The organism is Atopobium minutum 10063974 (assembly GCF_000364325.1).
Classification (GTDB): domain Bacteria; phylum Actinomycetota; class Coriobacteriia; order Coriobacteriales; family Atopobiaceae; genus Atopobium; species Atopobium minutum.
Window position 1 is genome coordinate 776,270 of the sequence record NZ_KB822533.1, and the last position, 21,458, is coordinate 797,727.

Here is a 21,458-nt window from a genome sequence, read left to right on the forward strand (position 1 = left end):
TATGGCTCGTGTGCGTTTGGACACAGAGCTGGTACAGCAAGGCTTTTTTACCAGCACCAGTGATGCTCTCCGTGCAATTATGGCTGGAGAGGTATCCACTACCAATCGAAAGCTTACGAGCGCGGGCGAACAAGTTAAACCTGGTATAGAACTGCATGTTCGTGGAAAAAATCCTTATGTAAGCCGCGGTGGGCTCAAGCTCGACTGCGGCTTAACTACATTTAAGGTCAATCCGCGTGGCTGTGCTTGTGTAGACGTTGGTTGTTCTACCGGCGGCTTTACCGATTGTTTGTTGCGTCATGGGGCTGCGTCGGTTTTATCGGTAGATGTGGGGTATGCCCAGTTTGCGTGGTCTTTGCGTAACGATACGCGCGTTACGTTGCTGGAACGTACAAATATTGTGGATGTTGCCACGCCTGAGCGTGCTGGTACCATCGACCTGGCTGTTTGTGATGTTTCCTTTACTTCAATAACCACCATTGCTGGTGCTGTTTGGGATTTACTGCGTGAGGAAGGAAGCTTTCTTACGCTGGTCAAACCCCAGTTTGAGGCAGCGCGTGAGCAGGTGGGCGAGGGCGGCATTGTACGTGATCCCGCCGTGTGGCTTGCCTGTTTGGAAACGGTAAGCCAAAACCTTTCGCACAGAGGCTTTGCGGTGCAGGCTGTGTGTGCAAGCCCTGTTGTAGGACATAAGGGAAATCATGAATTTTTGCTGCTTGCACGTAAAGGTGGACAAGCAGATCCCGTAGATTTTTCTCAAGCAATTGCGCAGATTACCACTTCTTAGTGCTCGGTGATACACTTTGTACAATCTATCGTGTAGCTGAGGAGAAGCCTTATGAAGGTCCTTTTGGTGCCAAACTATTCTCGTCCCGTTGCTGTGCAATCTGCTACGGAGCTTTCCAACTGGCTTGAGTCACAGGATGTCGTGGTAAGCTGGGCTCACGATAAGAAAAAATATCCTCAGCGCACCACCTCTGCAGAGGGAAGTGACCTTGTCGTTTCTTTGGGTGGCGATGGCACTCTGTTACGTGCGGCAAAGATCGTTGGCTATGCAGAAATTCCTTTACTGGGGCTCTCGTTTGGGCACCTTGGATTTTTGACTGCTGGCGATTCGGAAAATATTGTGGGTAGCGTGGCCAGCGCATTAGCTGGAGAGATGCACGTTTCTCGTCGTACTGCGCTGGATGTTGAGTTGCATATGGTGGATAAAGAAACGAGTGAGCCAGAAGTGGTACATCATTTTGCCCTCAATGAGCTTGCAGTTACGCGTGGCGCTGATGGCGATATGATCGAGTTTGATGTTGGTGTTTCGGGCAATCATATTGATCGCTTGCGGGGGGATGGGGTAGTTGTCTCCACCGCTACCGGATCTACGGGGTATTCACTGGCAGCTGGAGGTCCTATTGTGCATCCAGACTTTAAGGGGATGCTTATTACGCCTATTGCTCCCCATACCATTTTGGCGCGCTCGTTTATGACAGGCGCTTCTGATGTGGTAGAGATTGCTACTTCACATAATCGTCCAGCAGATCGCTCTGCCTTTGTGGATGGTCAGCTGGCAAGTAAGGGCAAGTGGCTGGAATTAGCTTGTGTGCGCCGTGGTGTGGGCGACATTGTTTTGCTGGATGGTGGCCCCTCAAGTTTTTATAATTCTGTCTCCCGTGTATTTTACGGAAGGACGAGGAAATAAATGATTGACCAGCTGCACGTTCAAAATGTGGCGCTCATCCAAGATGCATCTCTTGAGTTTTCAGATGGGCTTACCGTGCTTACTGGCGAGACGGGCGCGGGCAAAACAGCGCTTCTCGGAGCACTTAAGCTGCTTATCGGGGAGCGCGCGGACAGTTCCTTTATACGTGAGGGTACTGAGGAACTACTGGTAGAAGGCCAGGTTTTCTCGCCAGATGATCCTGATGGGCATGTGGTAAGACGTCGTTTGAGCCGCTTAGGTCGCGGACGTATAGATATTGATGGCCAGATGGCTTCCGTGCGGGAATTGGCCAGCGGCATTGGTTCAACGGTAGATTTGTGTGGTCAGCATGAGCATCAGCGCTTGCTTTCACCCTCGGCTCATTTGGAGCTGTTGGACGGCTGGGCCGCGCAGGAGATAGCTCCTGCAAAAGAAAAATTTTGCGAGGCGCTGGCTGCCGCACGCGCAGCGGCCCAAGAGCTTGAGCGTGTTCAAACCGCGGTACAAGAAAGTACCAGCCGTTTGGATGAGGCTCAGTTTGTGTTGGCGCGCATTGATGAGGTGGACCCGCAGGCAGGTGAGCTCGATCAGCTCCAGACCACGCTTGACCTTGCAGAGCATGCGGAATCCTTGTTTACAAGCGTAGAAGCTGCGTATGAGGCCCTTTCTGATGATGACGCGGCGCTCGATCAGTTTGCACAAGCGCTTACCAATCTGGAAGCCGCTGCGCGCTATGACGCGTCTTTGGCAACCAAGATTGACACGCTCAGAAGCTCCCTTCTGGATGTGGAAGACGTGGCTCATGAGCTGCGGGATTATCGCTCGTCCATGGAATTTGACCCCGCACAGCTCAATGCCCTGCAAACGCGCATGTCTCGCTTGCAGGGCCTGATGCGCAGCTATGGTCCCCAGATGGAGCAGGTGTTTGAGCGTCGAGCGTGGGCGGCTGGAATCGTAGAGGCTTCGGGCGATACGGGCCAGGCACTTTTGGAGGCTCAAGCAGCGGTGGATGCTGCCGAGAAAACCTTGGCGCTTGCAGCGGATGACTTGGAAGCTGCGCGTCTGGCTGCTGCTCCCTTGTTGGCGCAGCGTATTACCGAGCAGATGCATCGCCTGGAAATGGGCACTGCGCAGCTAGACATTGAGGTTGTGCGTCTTGCTCGCAATCAGTGGACCAATGCAGGTCCTCATAGGGTAGAGCTGATGTATAGGCCTGCTGCGGGTATGAGCGCTCGTCCGCTGCGCCGCATTGCTTCTGGCGGCGAGATCAGCCGCGTTATGCTTGCGTGCAAGGTGGTTTTAGGCGAGGCAGATGCCGTAGAAACCCTTGTTTTTGACGAAGTTGATGCAGGTGTTGGCGGCATGACAGCAAAGGCTTTGGCATCAGTGCTGTCAGATTTGGCGCGCACCCATCAGGTGGTTGTGGTCACTCACTTGACGCAGATTGCTGTTGTGGCAGACCGTCAGTATGTGGTACGCAAGACCGAAGGAGATACACCACAGGCTGTTCCGCAAACCCACATTGATGAAGTTGTAGGCCAGGATCGTGTGGTAGAAATAGCTCGTTTGCTATCGGGAGATGCCAGCACTGCTTCCTGTGAGCACGCCCGTACACTGCTTGATGAGGCTTCTCGTGTGCGTTAAACCGCTTGGCACACCTGCTTGCTTTAAGGAACTCCAATGGATCTTTCTTGTGCCCTCAAAGAATATGTGGCATACCTTGCAATAGAGCGGGGAAGTGCGGCTAATACCGTTCAGGCATACAGGCGGGATCTGTTGCGCTATATACGGTATTTAGCGCAGCAAGACATCACGCAGCCGGATCAGGTGACTCGCACAGATGTTGAGCATTATCTCCAAGCACTGAGTTCTATAGAGCTCGCATCTTCATCTATAGAGCGAGCCACTTCTGCCATTAAGGGCTTCCATCGCTTTATGGTGGCCGAGCAAATCTGTGCGTCTCATCCCGCTGTGGATATCCCGCTGCCTAAAAAACCCGATCGCTTACCCGATGTTATCTCTCCAGAACAGGCGGCAGCCCTGCTAGATCAGCCTTTCTTACCAACCGCTACCTCTCAGCGCGACCGCACGATCTTAGAAGTGCTGTATGGTTGTGGTCTGCGTGTGTCTGAGCTGTGCGGTTTAGAGCTGCAAAATGTTTTGCTCGCCGATGAGGTACTTCGCGTGTATGGCAAGGGCTCCAAGGAACGTATAGTGCCCATCATGGGAACAGCTGCAAGCACCCTGCAGGAGTATCTGGAGCTGTGGCGTAGTAGCTTGGCACGTCCAAATGCATGTCAGGCCAGCGTCTCTGCTGTCTTTTTGAACGCCCGCGGCGGACGTATTTCTCGGCAGTCTGTTCATAGCATTGTTGAGAAGTACGGGCGTATAGCTGGTCTTGCGGGCCTACATCCCCATACGCTGCGACATAGTTTTGCAACGCATATGCTGCAGGGTGGTGCGGATTTGCGTGTGGTTCAGGAATTGTTGGGACATGCTGACATTTCTACCACCCAGCTGTATACCCACGTAGATCGCACGCATGTGCGTATGGCTTATATGGGAGCTCACCCGCGCGCTCATTGATTGGGTAGGCATTCCTACATGATTACATCACTAAATTTTTAAGTTACTCACTAGATGACCCACCATAAGACCCACGCTGTATTCGTACAGGTAGTGGGTCTTTTGCTTTGTTACCACAACATGTAGTGGTTGGAAAGAAGGGCGTAAATTTTCTTTTCTGAGAAGTGGGAAATTAGGGGATAAAGTGGGAGAAAGTGTTGAGAAATGTTGCAAAAGCACGTATAGTGGTTGGTACGCAACGTGGACACGACTCCACGCAGACCGCAAAGCGAAAGGAGGGTGAGCATGTATTTGACCGACCACTACAATCGAAACCTAGACGTCAAATCCCGCCTCACCCTTCCTGCGGATTTCCGCAAGCAGTTTGCTAACAAGGTTTGTTTGGTTCCGTTTCACGGTGCGCTGTGTGGGTTTACCCCTGAAGGACATCAGGAGTGGATGCAGAGCTTTTTCCCCGAGGGATTTGATCCAAAGGATAAGGCTCAGGACGCTATCCGCCGCAGGCTTTCGGCACTTACCACCACGGTTGATATTGACACCGCTGGTCGTATTGCCCTAAGCAAGGTCTCGGAACAAATTCGCGAGAAGTTCGGACTCGGTCGCGAACTCGAGATCGTGGGTAACGTAGATCACTTTGAAATCTTTAGTGCATCCAAGTGGGAGCAAATGCAAGCAAGCTTCCTGGATGAAGATTTCGATTCACTGCTGTTTGGCTAGTAAAGGGGAAGCGCTTTGACAGAAGAATATTGGCACGTACCCGTAATGCTTAACGAGGTCCTTCAGGAACTGAACCCTCAAAAAGGAGACGTTGTATGTGACTGCACGCTGGGTGGCGCTGGTCATACCATGGAGATGGCAAAACTGGTAGCTCCAGAGGGCTTATCGATAGGAATCGATCAAGACGATATGGCCCTAGCAGCGGCAACGCAACGCTTTGAGAAAGAAGTTCCTGGTGCTCGCCACGTTTTTCTTAAGGGAAACTTTGGCGACCTGGACAATCTGCTCTTGCAAGCTCGTGTTTCTGGCGTGGATTGTTTCCTCTTTGACCTTGGCGTTTCTTCTCCGCAACTCGATATTCCTATGAGGGGTTTTTCGTATCACGAGGATGCCCCACTCGACATGCGTATGGATCCGGGTAATAACACTCTAACCGCAGCAGAGGTCGTAAACACCTATAACGAAGCAGATCTCGCTCGGATTCTTCGCGTATATGGGGATGAGAGTTACGCAAAAAGCATTGCCAAACAGGTGGTTTCCCGCAGAGCAAAGGCGCCCATTACCACAACACTGGAGTTGGTGGACGTTATTAAAGCAGGTATTCCTGCGGCGGCTCGTCGTCACGGTGGACATCCGGCACGCAGAAGCTTTCAGGCGCTGCGTATTGAGGTTAACCATGAGCTTGAGATGCTTGAGCAGGGCTTGCGCGCAGCTATTCGCTGGGCAAATGAGGGTGGTAGGATTTGCGTTATAAGCTATCACTCGCTTGAAGACCGTCTTGTTAAGCATATCTTTACGGAGCTTTCACAGGGATGTACCTGTCCTCCAGATCTTCCTGTTTGTATGTGTGGCAAGGTGCCAATACTCAACGTCATAACGCGTAAACCACTTGTTGCAACGCCTCAAGAGATCCAGGTTAATCCTCGGGCTCGCAGTGCAAAGACACGCGCGGCAGTAAAACTGTTTGCTCCGCGTACCAACAAGTAGATTTCCCACCACAAAGCATGTATTGATACTATCAAGGAGCACGTACATCATGGCCTATCCACTTACACAGGCGCAGAGCCTCGGGGCACAGGAGAGCAGGCGCGCTGGCGCGCATCAAACTCGTCCAGCCTTTGAGATTGTAGAGGGCGCCGGCCTTGATGCTCGCGTACGCCAAGGTGTCTCCGATCTTTTCTTGTCTCGTGTTCGCATGGCAGTACTTGCGATCGCTGTTTTTGCGGTACTGGCTATCACGCGAGTAACGCTGTATGCCGCTACTGCGAGCGCTTTGCAGGCAAATGCTGAGCTTCGCGGTCAAATTAAGACGGCTCAAAGCCTGGAAAATGACCTCAAGGTGACGACTTCTACGCTTTCTAACAGCTCGCGTATTGATCGCATCGCTACACAAAACTATGGCATGGTTCGTGCGTCTCAGACCGAGATTATTACCCTAGGCGGCAGTGCCCAGGATAGTTTTACGGCTTCTACTGGCGATAATGACAAGCAAATTGAGGGCAGTAAGAAAGCTAAAGATGCGGCTTCTGCTCCCGAGGGTACCGCTTCCGCTAAGCAGGCCAAGCAGGCCAAGCAGACAACCAAGGCCACTGACGCTACGAGCAAGTAGTGCCTTTTCTTTGTTGTGGCTGGTTCAAATCGACAGAATGGGAAACGACGTGTTCGTGGCTCCTCCTACGATGAGGCGCCACGTACGTCTCATAAAGGCTTAGAGTCCAAAGGCCCTTCAAACTCCTTTGCCTCCACAAACGCATTTGGATGGCTTCCTTTTATTTTTGTAGGACTCTTTTTGCTGGTGGTTTTGCGCTTGCTCTACCTGCAGCTTATTGATGCACCGCGCCTGTCTGCTAAGGCACAGGCCAACCATACCAATGTCATTACTATTTCTGGTAAGCGCGGCACGATTTATGATCGTAACGGTAATGTGCTGGCTACCAGTGAAGAATGCCAAACCGTCTACGTTAATCCCAAAGAAGTTGCAAATATAGAAACTACCTCTCAGATTCTTGCTCAGAATCTCGGCGGTAAGCAGGATGATTACAAGACCGTTCTTAGTAAGAACACCACCTTTGCTTACATTCAGCGCAAGGTGGATATGTCCGTTGTAAAGCAGCTCAAAGAAGATCTCAAAAAAGCAAAGCAAACCGGCATCTATTATCTTGCAGATACCAAACGAGTGTATCCCTATGGGGCTCTTGCAGGGCAAATCCTTGGCGTGGTAGGTACCGATGGCAATGGTCTTACCGGTCTTGAGCTGTATTACGACAAAATCTTGAGCGGTACCGATGGTCAAATGACCATGGAGGTAGGTGCTGATGGCACACCCATTGCAGGTGGTGCCAGTCAGATTACCGAAGCAAAAAATGGTCAAGATATTGTTTTGTCCCTGGATGCAAACGTTCAACAAGTGGCAGAAAACAAGATTACCGAAGCGATTGAAACCTACGGGGCAGAGTCCGGTATGGTTATGGTTACCGATCCTAAATCCGGAGAGATCCTAGCCGCTTGCTCTACGCCGCTTCTTAACATCACCGATCCTGCGTCCTATACCAATGATCAACTGGCCTTTAAGATGGTTTCCAGCTCCTATGAACCGGGCTCCATGTTTAAGGTGCTCACTATGTCCATTGCTATTGATAATGGCACGCTCACTCCGGACTCCGTACTTACGGTGCCTGCAGGGGTAAAGGTTGGAGACGACACCGTAAGAGATGATGATGGCCGTGATTACACCATGGACATGACGCTTACAGAAATCTTGAGACGCTCTTCCAACACAGGAGCTATTTTGGTAGGTCGCGCCAGCGGTGCCGATGCTTTTGCAGAGGGTGTAGAGAAGTTTGGCATTGGCTCTAAGACCGGCATAGACTACCCGGGTGAGGTAGAAGGCTTGGTTACTAAGCGCTCTGAGTATACGGGTGCAACCTTGGGGGCTATGTCCTTTGGTCAAGCTACATCAATGCCCATGGTCCAGATGGTGCGCGCCATAGGTGCCGTTGCAAATAAAGGTGTCCTTACCACTCCTCACTTCCTTATTTCTCAAGGTGGAGAAAAGGTTGATTGGTCAAGCAGCAACAAACAGGTTATTTCTGAAGACACCGCCCAAAAGATGACAAAGATGATGCAGGTAGTAGTAGACAAAGGTACTGGTGTTGCCGGTAAGGTTGATGGCTATGCCGTTGCGGGTAAGACAGGTACCGGCGAGCAGGCGGGCGAGAATGGCTATAAAGAAAATGTGTATCTCAGCTCTTTGATTGGTTTTGCAAATGCCGATGATCCTGCGGTTATGGTGTATGTCGGTCTTAACGGTACAAGCTATTTGGCTTCTAGCTCTGCTGCACCGGTCTTCTCGTCAATCATGAGTGAGGCGCTTAGCGATATGGGCGTACAGCCTGTTTCCTAAGGGCATGGAGGATAGTATGGTTACTTTGGATGTTGCTTCTATTTGCTCAGCTACCAGCAGTATTTTGGTGGCGGGGGATCCCAACCGCATAGCAAAGGGCGTGGCAATTGATTCTCGTGCGGTAGGTACGGATGGTTTGTTTGTAGCCTTTGTCGGTGAGCGTACTGATGGCAATGCCTATGCACCTGCGGCAATACAAAACGGTGCCGCCTGTGTTGTACTTACAGCAGATCCTACAGAAGAGCTGCTTGCTTTGGCTGCCGAGAAACACTGTGCTGTTGTTCGTGCAGCTCATGATGATGGAGAAGAGTTTTTGCTGCGTCTTACACAAGCATGGCGCCAAAAACATGCAGAGTGGCTGGTTGTTGGCGTAACGGGATCGGTAGGGAAAACCACTACAAAGGATATGCTTGCAGCAGCAATTTCTGCTCAATATAGAACGCATGCTACTAAGGGTAATTTTAACAACCTGATTGGCCTGCCCCTGACATTGCTTTCTGCGCCCGAGGATACACAGGTTATTGTGGCCGAAATGGGCATGAATCACCCCGGTGAGATCGCGCGCCTAGCCGCTGCAGTACGTCCAACTCTGGCGGTTATTACTAATATTGGAACAAGCCATATTGGCTTGTTAGGTTCACGTGAAAATATTGCAAAAGCTAAGGCAGAAATCGTTTCTGGAATGGCTCAAGCTACACTTGAAAGTATGCAAATTGAGCCCTGCCTCTATTTAACGAGTTCTGATGACTTTAGTAGCTATATTGATAGTAAGTATGCACAAGTAAATTCGATAGCTACCTCGTATGTTGGTATATCTTCTCATGATAATCTCAGCGCTCAAAACATTAAGCTTACAGATGAAGGTTATGTTTGTTGTGATGTATATTATGAAAATGGTGATATACAGCCTGCACAACTACCAATTCCTGGAAAACATCTGTTAAATGACTATCTTTTAGCGTTAGCTGTTGCAGATAAGCTTAATATAAACCATAAAGCTAGCATTGAAGCTATACAAACTATGCCTCAGACACATATGCGCTTAGAAATTGTCGGTGGTGGGAATAAACCACGCATGATTGATGACAGTTATAATGCAAGTCCCAGCTCTATGGCAGCTGCCCTAGACGTGTTGACTTCGTTGCCTTGCACAGGCAAGCGTGTGGCCGTTCTGGGCGAGATGGGTGAGTTGGGTCAGATGGCCCCACAACTTCACAACTATGTGGGTGCGTATGCTGCCGGCAAACCGTTAGATATGCTTGTTCTTATCGGTAGTGAATTTGTGGGTGGGATGCGTGAAGCAGCTATCACAATGGGCATGTCTGACGATAAAATTGAAATGTTTGATTCTGTGGACAGTGCGGTTGCCGCGCTCAAACCCATCTTGGACCCTCAAGATTTGGTGTTGGCAAAGGCCTCAAGGTCCAGTGCGCTCGACCTATTTGTAAAGGGGGTGCTCGCATAGTGTTTGGTAAGCCAAGCTATCCGAGCTATCAAGTCTTTTTGGCAATGGGACTTTCTGCTGCTATCGTTTTGGTGCTGATGCCGCTTTTTATTAAGCTCATGCGTCGCAAGGGAGTAGGTCAGCAAATTCGTGCTGACGGTCCCCAGCGTCACCTCATTAAGCAGGGAACCCCCACTATGGGTGGCTTCATCATTTTGGTGGCCATGTCTCTTACCTGCATGCTTCTGGCGCGCTGGTCTGCCAATCTTATTATCGGCTTTGGCGCAACCAGTATTACAGCCTTGCTTGGTATTGCAGATGACATAGAGTCTGTGGCACACGGTCGCTCGTTGGGCCTTACCCCCAAACAGAAGATGATTGGCCTGTTTATCATTTCTGTTACCTTCGGTTTGCTTGCCGTAAATATGTGCGATATCGCTCCGGTACTGCGTTTTCCCGGTGGCCTTGATCTTAACCTTGGGTTCTTAACCAGTACCTTTGTACTTAATGGCATGGCTATTTCCGTGCCTTGGCTGTACATCTTTTTTGTTTTCCTTCTGATGGCGGGCATGTCCAATGCCGTTAATCTCACCGATGGTCTTGATGGTCTTTCCGGTGGAACGGTGCTTGTTGTCATGCTTATGATGGCTGCAGTTGCCTTTAGTTCTTCCGAAGTAAACCTTGCGGTGTTTGCTGCATCTATTGCTGGTGGTCTCATTGGATTTTTGTGGTTTAACTGCTACCCCGCATCCATCTTTATGGGGGATACGGGTTCGTTGGCTTTTGGTGCTGCCTTTGCGGCGCTGGCTGTTCTTACCAAGACCGAGGTAGTCTCGGTAGTTATGGGTGGCCTGTTTGTGGTGGAAGCATTGTCGGTCATGATCCAGGTGTGCAGTTTCAAGCTTACCGGTAAGCGTGTCTTTTTAATGGCTCCCATTCATCATCATTTTGAGAAGCTTGGCTGGAGCGAAACTAAAGTTGTTATCCGCTTCTGGATTATTTCGGCAGCGTTTGCAGCCCTTGGCTTTGCGTTGTACTTCCAGCTTAAGTAACGGTTAGGTTTAATATGGCTGTTTGGAATTTAGGAAATGTACTCGTGCTTGGACTGGGCAAAACGGGTTTTGCCGTCTGCGACTACCTCCTTACCCTTGATCCCAGCCGTGTATCTTCCATCACCCTGTATGGTGGTGCCTCGTCTACTGCAAGTGAGAAAACCGCACAGCTTGAAGCTTATGGTGTACGTGTTGTTGTAGGCTGCGACAGCGTTGAGGGCAGCTATGACGTGGCCATCTCTTCTCCGGGCATCTCTGAGTTTTGCGATTTTTTTCTCAGTGCTCAAAACCATTCCAGCCAGATTATGGGCGAGCCTGAGTTTGCCTTTCGTGAAAGTCCTGCCAAGTGGATTGGCATTACGGGCACCAACGGTAAAACCACCACCACCACACTTACCTGTACGATGTTGCAGCAGGCTGGTCTAGCTGCTCAAGCAGTGGGCAATATTGGCACACTGAGCATTAGCTGTGTACCTTCTCGTCAAAAAGACGAGTGGTTTGTAGCAGAGCTTTCCAGCTTTCAGTTGGCTGGGAGTTCAACTCTGCATCCGCGTGTGGCCGTGTTGCTTAATATCACCCCCGATCATCTGGCATGGCATCGTTCGCTTGATAACTATAGTGCCGCCAAAGAACGTATTTTTGCCAATCTTGGTCCGAATGACCTTGCCATTGTTTCTTCTGATGACAACCTCAAGGATCTGGTACAGCGCCTTGCTGCTCGCAAGATTCGTACTTGTGTGGTAAGCAGCTCTGCAGACCCTCAGACGCCAAGCGCTGCTTTTGTGCGTAACAATTTGCTGGTGGTACGGTTAGATGGAACAGAGGTTGAGCTCATTTCTGTGGATGAGCTGTTGCTCAAGGGTGCGCACAATATACAAAATGCCCTAGCTTCCGCTGCTGCTGCACTGGAGGTGGGAGCTGCTGCTAGCAGTATTGCACAAACGCTTGCCAGCTTTAGCCCTCTGCCGCATCGCATTGAGACGGTCGGCCAGCTTAATGGCGTTACGTTTATAAACGATTCCAAAGCAACCAATCCCGACGCTGCACTCAAAGCCTTAAGTGCCTTCCCTCCTCAAACCATTGTGCTTATGGCAGGTGGACACGATAAGGGCACGAACCTTGCAAGCTTTTGTCAAGCTGCTTTGACAAGCTGTAAGGCTGTGGTGTGTTTTGGCCAAGCTGGTGAGCGTTTTCAATCTGCTCTAGCTGCGGCCGCTGTGGCTGCTCATATGCCTACGACGCCCAAGCTTGTGCGTGCAGAACATTTGGCGGATGCTCTAGAGCGTGCCTGTGAGCTTGCTGGGCCGCAGGACACCGTATTGCTCTCTCCGGCCTGTTCATCATTTGATGAGTTTTCCGGATATGAAGAGCGTGGTTGCGTCTTTAAGCAGCTTGTTGCAACTAAAATTCAGGAGCGCTAAGTATGGCATCTCCTACTCGTGGTACATCTCAACAAGCTAAACCCAATACACGCACCAAGCGTGCGTCATTGGATACAACAAAGCGCAGCAGTGAGCGCACCGATGCTTCTGGCAGACGCGCACAAAGCAAGAAGTCCTTTTTGGAGCGTATAGCCGCTGGTGTTCCTGCACGCTTTATGGAGCCTCGTCTGATTTTGTCGCTTATCGTGGCTGCACTTGTGGTATTTGGTCTGGTCATGATTTACTCGGCCAGCTCTGTGAAGGCGCTGCAGTCTGCAGGAGATCCTGCATATTTCTTTAAGCGTCAGCTCGTTTATGCAGCGATTGGTGTTGTTGTTGCTGTGCTGCTCAGTATGATTGACTACCACACCCTGCGTAAAGGACTGTTCTTAGCCTGGGCGGTGTCGATTGCGCTGTTGTTATTAACAGCTGGTTTGGGTATTGCTACTAAAGGCGCAGTACGCTGGCTTAATCTTGCGGGATTTTCATTCCAGCCATCCGAATTTGTAAAGGTCGTTATTGTTTTGTATACGGCAGATATCTTATATAGATATTTTGCAGAGCAATCAATGACGGATCGTCAGTTTTATCAAGCGGTTGCTCTCCACATTGTGGCGCCTGTAGTACTTATTTTGTTTCAGCCGGATAAAGGCACGACGCTTATTTTGAGTGGCACCATCTTAGTGATGGCATACCTTTCCGGGTATCCCATGCGTCCCTTATTGCTTGCTGCGGCAGCTGTCGCTGCGTTTATGCTTGTATATATTTTGGTGGACGATTATTCACGTGCCCGCGTTTTTACCATGTTCAATCCTGAGGCAGATCCCTATGGTGCGGGCTATCAGATCCTTCAAGGGTTTTATGCCTTTGGTAGCGGCGGTTTTATGGGCGCGGGTATTGGTATGTCACGCCAAAAGTATTCCTATTTGCCCGAAGCGCATAACGATTTTATTTTTGCAGTTATTGGCGAGGAGACCGGTCTTATCGGCACACTTGCGGTTATTGCAGGCTTTTGTGCGTTTCTTTACTACGGCTATCGTATTGCTAAGAATGCACCTGATCTGTGCGGCAAGCTTATTGCTGCTGGTTGTACCTCGCTTATTATTATCCAATTGTTTGTAAACGTTATGGGAATCTTAGGTATTGCTCCCATGACAGGAAAGCCCCTGCCGTTTTTGTCCTATGGTGGTTCGTCTATCATATCCACGTTGGCGTTGGTGGGTCTTATTTTGTCGGTATCCAAGCAAAGCGTTTTGCCTGAGACCGAGTTTGATCGTCGTCGTAGCCAGATGAGCTTGGCAAACGATCAGAAGGGGAGTGCGTATCAGGACTCCTCAGACTCTGGGGTGGTTTCTGTCCAAAGACGCAGTGCTACTCGGTCCTCCGCACACACCAGATCCAATGTTTCTGCTGCTGCCCAAGAAAACACGCACCGCACCGTGTTGAGTTTTCGGAGCAAAGCAGCTGCGGACAAGGCGCGCGACGTGCAGACAACGCGGTCTTCTCGCTCGGAGCGCTCGGATCGTACGACCCGTAGCGAGCGCACAACCCGTACTGATCGTGCGACCCGTATAGACTTGGGGCCCAGTCCGGCGGAGCGCCTACGCTCACGCAGATCGGACTCGTCAAAGGATAATCGCAGGAGGTAATCCAATTGACAACTACTACTAAGCTTGAGATTGCTCTTGCTGCTGGAGGCACTGCTGGTCATGTAAATCCTGCCCTTGCTCTGGCAGAGGAGCTTGTGGCACGTGGCCATCATGTTACGTTTTACGGTCAGCCTAATCGCCTTGAGGCAAAACTTGTGCCCGAGGCTGGCTATGATTTTGTTCCTTTGCAGGTAACCGGTTTTGATCGCTCTCGTCCTTGGACGTTGGTAACGGCATTGTGGCGTATCCGTAAGGCACAGGCGGAGCTTGGACGACGCTTTAGTGCTACTGGCGCGCCTGATGTAGCGGTGGGATTTGGTGCCTACGTGGAGCTGCCCCTTGTTGATTGGTGTGCTTCTCATAAGGTGCCCGTTGTATTGCATGAGCAAAACTCTGTCCCAGGCCTGGCCAATAAAACATCTGCAAAAAAATCCGCTGCCGTATGCGTTGCTTTTCCCGCTGCACAAGAGGCCTTTCAAAAAATTCTAGGCTCCGATGAGCGCATTAAAGTTACTGGTAATCCAGTGCGTAAGTCCGTGGTTCAGTCCACACGTACAGCGGGTCGTCAGGCCATACACGTCCCTCAAGATGCACGCTTGGTAGTGGTGTTTGGTGGCAGCTTGGGTGCCAAGCACCTTAATAGTGCGCTTGCGGCGCTTAAGTCTGAGCTTTTGTCCAGGCAAGACCTCTATGTTATCCATTCTACGGGCGCAGCAGATTACGATCAAACGCTGCTCGAGCTGGATCTGAGCGATAAAGAAAAACAGCGTTATCATGTTATGCCTTACATTGCCAATATGGGAGCTGTATTGGCTGCAGCGGATCTGGTTGTCTCGCGCGCCGGTGCTTCTTCCATTGCAGAGATTGCTGCACTGTCCGTTCCTTCCGTGCTGGTGCCCTATCCCTTTGCAACGGCAGACCACCAAACCACCAATGCGCGCTTGCTGGTAGATTGTGGTGCCGCGCGCATGGTAGCAGACGATCAGCTGGGCGAGAAGGTCTTCTCGCAGACGTTGTTATCGCTTATTGACAGCCCTGCTCAGCTAGCAGATATGCGTGAATCTGCCAATGGCTTGGGCTCGGCAACCGCTGCGGCTCTTCTCGCCAATGAAGTGGAGAGCGTGTCAAAGAAGCGTTCGTAGAGGCTTTGCTCCCTTCAAGATGGGGTAGAGTTATAGTGTCCTTTTTAGACTCCTAGGAGATACTATGTCCCAATCCATAACTGCCCTGCCCTTCTCGAGCGCCCACTTTGTAGGTATTGGTGGTGCTGGCATGAGCGGCATTGCATTGGTGTTGCATCAGCGTGGTGCTTGTGTAAGCGGTTCGGACCTCAAGCAGTCGCATTACGTGCGCAAGCTCGTGGAGGCCGGTATTGAGGTACGCATAGGCCACGAAGCCCAAAACATTGATGACCTCATGCCCGATGTTGTGGTCGTTTCTTCTGCTATTCCAGAAACCAATCCCGAGGTCATTCGTGCTCGTGAACTTGGTATCCAGATTTGGCCGCGTGCAAAGATGCTGGCTGCTTTAGGGCGTGGCCGCACGGAGATTGCTGTAGCCGGTACGCATGGCAAGACCACTACGTCTTCCATGGTTGCTTCCATGCTTGATCACATGGGAAAAGATCCCGCGTTTTTGATTGGCGGCATTGTTGAGGAGTACGGCACCAATGGCCGTGATGGTAAGGGCGGCTACTTTGTCTGTGAGGCGGATGAGTCCGACGGTTCCTTCTTATACCTCGAGCCATCCATTGCAGTGGTTACCAACGTAGAGGCTGACCATCTGGATCATTACGGTACTATCGAGAATGTCGAGAAGACCTTCTGCCAGTTTATGGATTTGGTAGGAGAGGCCGGTTGTATAGTTATTAACGGTGATGACCCGCATTTTATTGAACTTGCGCGCAATACACACCGTCGCTTTGTAACCTATGGCTTTGCCGATACCAATGACTACGTGGTGTGTGCTGGCGAGCGTGGCACGGGCATTACAAGTAACCTGAGCGTCACCACGCCTGCTGGCAGTGTTGTGCACGTTACTCTGAGCGCCAACCCTGGCCGTCATAACATGGCAAACGCTACGGCTGCACTTGCGGTAGCAGATGTGCTTGGTTTTGATGTTACGCAGGCGGCCGCGGCACTATTGCATTTTGGTGGGGCACATCGTCGCTTTACGCAGGTAGGCACCATAGCTGGCATTACTGTGGTGGATGACTATGGTCATCATCCAACTGAGATTGCAGCCACCCTTGCTGCAGCTAAACCGTTGGGCTTCAAGCGCATTATTGTGTGCTTCCAGCCGCATAGGTATTCTCGTACGCAGGCACTGGCGGATCAGTTTGGAGTAGCATTTAACGATGCAGATGTGCTGTTTGTGGCAGATGTATTTTCTGCTGGCGAGATGCCCATTCCAGGTGTTTCTGGCAAAACAATTTCTCAGGCGGTGCGTAAGTTGGGCACGGTGCCACAGGTTAGTTTTGTGCCAGTTCACCATGGCTTGGTAGAAAAACTGTGCGATGTTTGCCAGGAGGGCGATCTGCTTATTACACAAGGTGCTGGCGACATAACCTTGCTGGGGCCACAGTTTATTGAGGCCATGCAGGCACGTCTTGATGGCGCTGCACAGCAGTCATAACATCAACGAACGGGTTAGTACGCATGGCAGCCGATTCAGATCGCAAGAAGGTAAAGCCTACACCTCGAAAAAAGCCAACAAAACGAGAGACGGCGCGTGCTGTTAAGCAGCTTAAGAAGCGTGGAGCAAGCCCTGCGCGTATTGCTGCTAAACAGTCCATGCAGCTGCGCATCGAAAACGCAAACAAGCGTGAGGGTTCGTCGGGCTCTGGTAGTACTAGCACAGCAAAAAGCGCGAAGTCCTCTAAGGGTTTCTCGCTTAGCTTGTCCAAGCTGTCTGTTTCTCCGCTCCGTGTTCTGATTGGCATTGCAGCAGCAGCTATTTCTTTAGTGTTGGTGCTGCTGGTTTTGTCTCAACTGCCGGTATTTGTGATTGAGTCTATTGATGCGCAGCCAACGCAGCATATGGATTCCGAGTCCATTGCTAAGCTTGCTGCTGTTCCTGCGGGAACTACCTTGCTTAACGTAAATACTTCAGAGATTGCTCAAAACATCCAAAAGAATCCCTGGGCAGGTGAAGTACACATTGGTCGCTCTTTTCCTAACAAGCTTACGGTGCAAGTGGAAGAGCGCAAAGCGTCCGCTATTGTCCTTATGAGTTCAGGCGATATTGCGTGGTATATTGGCGATGATGGCGTGTGGATTGAGCCGTTTAAGATCACCACCTCAAAGGATGAATCTGCAACAACGGTAGCCCTGCAACAAGCCAATCAACTGGGCTGTCTGTTGATTACCAACGTACCTTCTTCTATTACGCCCAAGGCCGCAACTAAGACCTCTGATGCCACAATCTTGGCAGTGTTGAAGTACATCAATGGATTTAGCAAAGACTTTTCCAAAGATATTGTCAGCTATTCCGCTGCAAGTACTGAGTCTATTTCTTGCGTGTTGTCCAGTGGGGTAGAGGTATCTTTGGGTGCCGCTAGCGATATTTCCACCAAAGAGAGTGTGGTTTCACAGCTCCTTACCCAGTATCCTAACCAAATTACTTACATTAACGTGCGCGTGCCCTCCAAACCAAGCTATCGCAAGGTAGGCTCTGAGTCAGTCAATCCTGGTTCGGGTGGTCGTGTGACCGATGGCACAAAAAATCCCCCTTCAGACGCGGATGAGGCTGCCGCAAAGAAAAAAGAAGAAGAGAGCGCCCAGCAGTCTGAGGATGGCAAAAATAAGGACGCTGATACGTCCCCTACAACCAACTCTCAAGCTCATTAGGTTCATGTAGAGGGTTACATAAAGGCTAGAGAAAGTGCATATCTACCCGATAACTATACAAAGCCTGAGGTATCCCTTTAAGGTTGAGAAAAGCATATAGCAAGCAATCTACCTGTGGTTTCCATCTTTTATACAAATTGGTTGCATCTGAAGCCGAGCTATGTAAATATTACGCGCTTTACCTTGTGCTTTGAGTTTAAGTTGAACTTTAAGGTTTGCATACTTCATGGTGTGCGCAAGCTAAATGAATGAGGAGGAACCATGGCAGACGTAGATACTCCAAACAACTACCTTGCAGTCATCAAGGTTGTTGGTGTAGGTGGCGGCGGCACCAACGCTGTTAACCGCATGATTGAAGAGGGCATCCGTGGCGTTGAGTTTGTGGCTATCAACACAGATGCTCAAGCTCTTGCCATTTCTGAGGCAGATATTAAGGTACACATTGGTACAGATATTACCAAGGGCCTTGGTGCTGGCGCTAATCCTGAGGTTGGTGCAGAGGCAGCCGAGGAGAGCCGTGATGATATCAAGCGTGCTCTTGCTGGTGCAGACATGGTATTTATCACTGCCGGCGAGGGCGGTGGCACGGGTACAGGTGCTGCTCCTATTGTTGCTAACATTGCAAAGAACGATGTGGGCGCTCTGACCGTTGCTGTGGTAACCAAGCCCTTTACCTTTGAGGGTCGCAAGCGCGCTGGTTCTGCTGTAGACGGTATCAAGAATCTTGCAGAAGCAGTAGATACGCTCATTGTTATTCCTAATGATCGCCTGCTTTCCATCTCTGAGAAGAAGACCACGATGCTGGATGCATTCCGTATGGCAGACGATGTTTTGTGCCAAGGCACCCAGGGCATCACAGACCTCATTACCGTTCCTGGTTTGATTAACCTCGACTTTGCAGATGTGTGCACCGTTATGCGTGGTGCTGGTTCTGCCATGATGGGTATTGGTTTGGCTTCTGGCGATAATCGCGCTGCAGATGCAGCTCAGCAAGCAATTTCCAGCCCCTTGCTAGAGAGCTCCATTGATGGTGCAACGCGTGTGTTGCTGTCCGTTGCTGGCAACAAAGATCTTGGCATCCAGGAGATCAACGAGGCAGCAGACCTTGTCGCTTCCAATGTTGATCCTGAGGCAAATATCATCTTTGGTACGGTGGTTGACGAGTCCTTGGGTGATCAGGTTCGTGTAACCGTCATTGCAACTGGTTTTAATGATGCTAATGCAACACAGATGCCTGACCTGCTCAGCCGCATGCCACAAAGCCGTCCTGCAGCTCCTGCACCTGCTGCGGCTCCTCGTCCGGCTGCAGCCCAGCGTCCAAGCCGTCCTGCCAATGACTTTGGTAACCAGGCATTTGACATCCCTGAGTTTCTCAGGAATTCTCGCGCATAAGGGGCATCAGTGTTTCCTCGCGTGAGCGAATATACCTCATGTGGCGTGACCTTGCTGGGCGATACCTCTTGCCCAGCTGGGGTCACGCTTGCTTTTACTCAGCGCAGTGGTGGGTTTTCGGATAAGCCCTATGCATCTCTTAACGTGGGTTTGCACGTGGGGGATGACCCAGAGGCGGTACAGAAAAACCGTGCGCTGGTATGTGAAGCGTTGGGCCATAAGGAGCTTGTCTCAAATTTGGTAGTACCACATCAGGTACACGGTAGTGAGGTTTGTACCATTTCGAGCGCCGATCAGCTGCCGGCTTTTCGTGCACGCATCGCTCAGGGCTGCGATGCTATTGTCTGCACGGCGGCTCAGATACCTGTGCTGTTGTGCTATGCAGACTGCACTCCCGTTATTCTTGTGGCAGAGGGTGGAACTCGTCCAGGCTTTGCGGTTATTCATTCTGGTTGGCGCGGAACCTTTTCGCGCATTGTAGCGGCGGCTTTGCAAGAGCTCTGTGCTCAAACCAACGCTGCACCTCAGCAGGTTTTAGCATATGTAGGTCCTCATATTTCTGCCGCGGACTATGAGGTATCGGCTGAACTTATCCAGCGTTTTATAGATGAGTTTGGTGAGTTTGTGTGTGTGGGCGAGCGCAATTTGGATATGAGTGCTGCCATTAAGGCATCGCTATTGGAGGCGGGCTTGCAGCCTCAGCATTTTGTAGATTGCCAGCGCTCAACAGCAAGTGAGGTAGATAAGTTTTTCTCGTACCGTGCCGAGCAAGGCATATGTGGTCGCCACGGTGCTATAGCGTTTTTGGTTGAGTAGCTACGATAGTGTTTCGTGGCTGAGGTGTTTGTAGAACGAGGGGAGGTATGTTGGAGTATTCACAGTTTATTGCTGCTCGACGTGAGCATATCATGGCAGATATAGAGGCTGCTTGTGCGCTTGCTGGTCGTAAGCCCAGTGAGGTGAGCGTGGTTGCTGTGTCTAAAACGGTGGGCATTCCTGAGGTACAGGCAGCTATCCAAGCGGGTTGGAATCACTTTGCAGAAAATCGTCCACAAGAGTTGGTCCGCAAGACGGCGGAATTGCCTTCTGTGCCGTTTGACATGATTGGTAATCTGCAAACTAACAAGATTAACCATGTGCTTGGTTGCGGTCAGCTCATCCATTCTGTCTCGTCTTTTGATCTAGCCGCTGCTATCAATAAGCGTGTGCTTGCATCGGGGGATATGCAAATGGCGCAAACAGCGGCTGCAGACACAGGTCAAACAGCTGCTGGGCGTCAACAACCCGTGTTGTTTGAAGTTAACGTTTCTGGCGAGCAAAGCAAACAGGGTTTTAGCTCCCGTGAACTGTACCAGTCAGCGCAGCAACTAGCTGCTATGGAAGGCTTGGCATGGCAAGGCCTTATGACTATGGCTCCAGCAAACAATCCCGAGGCAGCAAAGCGCAGCTTTGAAGGCTTGCGAGAATTGCGTGATGAGCTGCAAACACAGATAGGCCATCAGCTACCTGTATTGTCTTGCGGAATGAGTGATGATTTTAAGATTGCTATTGCGCAGGGCTCGACACTTATTAGGCTGGGTAGGATTGTGTTTGATCCAAAGTATGCAAAGGGAGTAACACGATGAGTTTTTTAGATACCATTAAAGATAAGCTTCGTATAGAGCCTCAAGATGATTACTACGATGATGTCTATGATGAGCAAGATTACGATGACACCCCCGATGCATACGATCAACCTCATGATGTAGCTGCAAATACAGGTACCGGTCTGTTGGGTAACACTCCTCGTCCCGAGGCAGACAGCGTGTCTGTGTATACGCGCTCTGGTCGTCCCTTAGGTGGCAATAGCGGTTCTGTCCCTGCAACTACCTATACGCGCGATGATGACTACGAGAGTGCACCTCGTGCAAGCTATGTTCGCTCTACTCCGCTTTCTGAACGTGCTGCCGTTCCTCGTTCTGGTAGTCAGCTTCCTGCTTATGTGCTCACCCCTCAGTCCTACGATGACTGTCAGACGGTTGTTCGTCGTGTTCGCACCAATCAGCCTGTCATTTTGTTGTTCCGCAACACCAATATGGACGCAGCAAAGCGCATATTTGATTTCTGCGCAGGTCTGGCTTGTGGTGTGGGCGGTCAGATTCAGGAGTTGGGTGTGCAATGTTTTGTTGTTTTGCCCGCCGGCAAGGAGCTCTCTCAAAATGAGGTCGATAAGCTCATTGCAGACGGCACGATTGTTCGCAAGGATTAAAACGT

The 21,458-nt window shown here is 50.6% G+C and carries 19 protein-coding genes; all 19 read left to right on the forward strand.

Annotated features, from left to right (window positions below):
• Position 1 precedes the first annotated feature (1 nt).
• The 19 genes from HMPREF1091_RS03625 to HMPREF1091_RS03715 all read left to right on the forward strand — a co-directional run bounded on the left by HMPREF1091_RS03625 (position 2) and on the right by HMPREF1091_RS03715 (position 21,453).
• Entirely contained in the window at positions 2–787 is a 786-nt protein-coding gene (locus tag HMPREF1091_RS03625; RefSeq protein ID WP_002563478.1) for a TlyA family RNA methyltransferase, read from the forward strand.
• 51 nt (positions 788–838) lie between these two features.
• A complete protein-coding gene (locus HMPREF1091_RS03630; protein WP_002563479.1) occupies positions 839–1,693 on the forward strand; it encodes an NAD(+)/NADH kinase in 855 nt (284 codons plus the stop codon).
• Positions 1,694–3,337, forward strand: coding sequence for a DNA repair protein RecN (locus HMPREF1091_RS03635; RefSeq protein ID WP_002563480.1), 1,644 nt, complete (start codon positions 1,694–1,696; stop codon positions 3,335–3,337).
• 36 nt (positions 3,338–3,373) lie between these two features.
• The gene (xerD, locus tag HMPREF1091_RS03640) at positions 3,374–4,279 is read left to right on the forward strand and encodes a site-specific tyrosine recombinase XerD (protein WP_002563481.1); all 906 of its coding nucleotides are present in this window, start codon (positions 3,374–3,376) and stop codon (positions 4,277–4,279) included.
• Positions 4,280–4,564: 285 nt separating this feature from the next.
• Positions 4,565–4,996, forward strand: coding sequence for a division/cell wall cluster transcriptional repressor MraZ (locus tag HMPREF1091_RS03645; protein ID WP_002563482.1), 432 nt, complete (start codon positions 4,565–4,567; stop codon positions 4,994–4,996).
• A 15-nt stretch (positions 4,997–5,011) separates the two neighbouring features.
• Positions 5,012–5,983 (forward strand): 16S rRNA (cytosine(1402)-N(4))-methyltransferase RsmH, encoded by a 972-nt coding sequence (gene rsmH / locus HMPREF1091_RS03650; RefSeq protein ID WP_002563483.1) that lies wholly within the window; start codon positions 5,012–5,014, stop codon positions 5,981–5,983.
• Between the two features lie 49 nt (positions 5,984–6,032).
• Positions 6,033–6,605: an FtsB/FtsL family cell division protein gene (locus HMPREF1091_RS08020; RefSeq protein ID WP_002563484.1), complete on the forward strand. Its 573-nt coding sequence runs from the start codon at positions 6,033–6,035 to the stop codon at positions 6,603–6,605.
• 15 nt (positions 6,606–6,620) lie between these two features.
• Positions 6,621–8,399, forward strand: a complete 1,779-nt coding sequence (locus HMPREF1091_RS03660; RefSeq protein ID WP_002563485.1) for a peptidoglycan D,D-transpeptidase FtsI family protein — start codon at positions 6,621–6,623, stop codon at positions 8,397–8,399.
• A 16-nt stretch (positions 8,400–8,415) separates the two neighbouring features.
• Positions 8,416–9,864, forward strand: a complete 1,449-nt coding sequence (locus tag HMPREF1091_RS03665) for a UDP-N-acetylmuramoyl-tripeptide--D-alanyl-D-alanine ligase (protein WP_002563486.1) — start codon at positions 8,416–8,418, stop codon at positions 9,862–9,864.
• Complete coding sequence (mraY, locus tag HMPREF1091_RS03670) at positions 9,864–10,895, forward strand: phospho-N-acetylmuramoyl-pentapeptide-transferase (protein ID WP_002563487.1); 1,032 nt, start codon at positions 9,864–9,866, stop codon at positions 10,893–10,895. Before HMPREF1091_RS03665 ends, mraY begins: the two co-directional genes overlap by 1 nt.
• Before the next feature lie 14 nt (positions 10,896–10,909).
• Entirely contained in the window at positions 10,910–12,316 is a 1,407-nt protein-coding gene (gene murD / locus HMPREF1091_RS03675) for a UDP-N-acetylmuramoyl-L-alanine--D-glutamate ligase (RefSeq protein ID WP_002563488.1), read from the forward strand.
• Positions 12,317–12,318: 2 nt separating this feature from the next.
• A complete protein-coding gene (gene ftsW / locus HMPREF1091_RS03680; RefSeq protein WP_002563489.1) occupies positions 12,319–13,965 on the forward strand; it encodes a putative lipid II flippase FtsW in 1,647 nt (548 codons plus the stop codon).
• A 5-nt stretch (positions 13,966–13,970) separates the two neighbouring features.
• Positions 13,971–15,107 carry an undecaprenyldiphospho-muramoylpentapeptide beta-N-acetylglucosaminyltransferase gene (gene murG, locus HMPREF1091_RS03685; protein ID WP_002563490.1) on the forward strand — a complete coding sequence of 379 codons (1,137 nt, stop codon included), beginning with the start codon at positions 13,971–13,973 and terminating at the stop codon, positions 15,105–15,107.
• A 64-nt stretch (positions 15,108–15,171) separates the two neighbouring features.
• Positions 15,172–16,599: a UDP-N-acetylmuramate--L-alanine ligase gene (gene murC, locus HMPREF1091_RS03690; protein WP_002563491.1), complete on the forward strand. Its 1,428-nt coding sequence runs from the start codon at positions 15,172–15,174 to the stop codon at positions 16,597–16,599.
• Positions 16,600–16,622: 23 nt separating this feature from the next.
• Complete coding sequence (locus tag HMPREF1091_RS03695; RefSeq protein ID WP_002563492.1) at positions 16,623–17,813, forward strand: cell division protein FtsQ/DivIB; 1,191 nt, start codon at positions 16,623–16,625, stop codon at positions 17,811–17,813.
• Between the two features lie 261 nt (positions 17,814–18,074).
• Positions 18,075–19,205, forward strand: a complete 1,131-nt coding sequence (gene ftsZ, locus HMPREF1091_RS03700) for a cell division protein FtsZ (RefSeq protein WP_002563493.1) — start codon at positions 18,075–18,077, stop codon at positions 19,203–19,205.
• Positions 19,206–19,214: 9 nt separating this feature from the next.
• Positions 19,215–20,021 (forward strand): polyphenol oxidase family protein, encoded by an 807-nt coding sequence (locus tag HMPREF1091_RS03705; protein ID WP_002563494.1) that lies wholly within the window; start codon positions 19,215–19,217, stop codon positions 20,019–20,021.
• Between the two features lie 47 nt (positions 20,022–20,068).
• Positions 20,069–20,830, forward strand: coding sequence for a YggS family pyridoxal phosphate-dependent enzyme (locus HMPREF1091_RS03710; RefSeq protein WP_002563495.1), 762 nt, complete (start codon positions 20,069–20,071; stop codon positions 20,828–20,830).
• The gene (locus tag HMPREF1091_RS03715) at positions 20,827–21,453 is read left to right on the forward strand and encodes a cell division protein SepF (RefSeq protein WP_002563496.1); all 627 of its coding nucleotides are present in this window, start codon (positions 20,827–20,829) and stop codon (positions 21,451–21,453) included. The genes HMPREF1091_RS03710 and HMPREF1091_RS03715 overlap by 4 nt, the downstream gene beginning before the upstream one ends.
• The last annotated feature ends 5 nt before the right edge of the window (positions 21,454–21,458 follow it).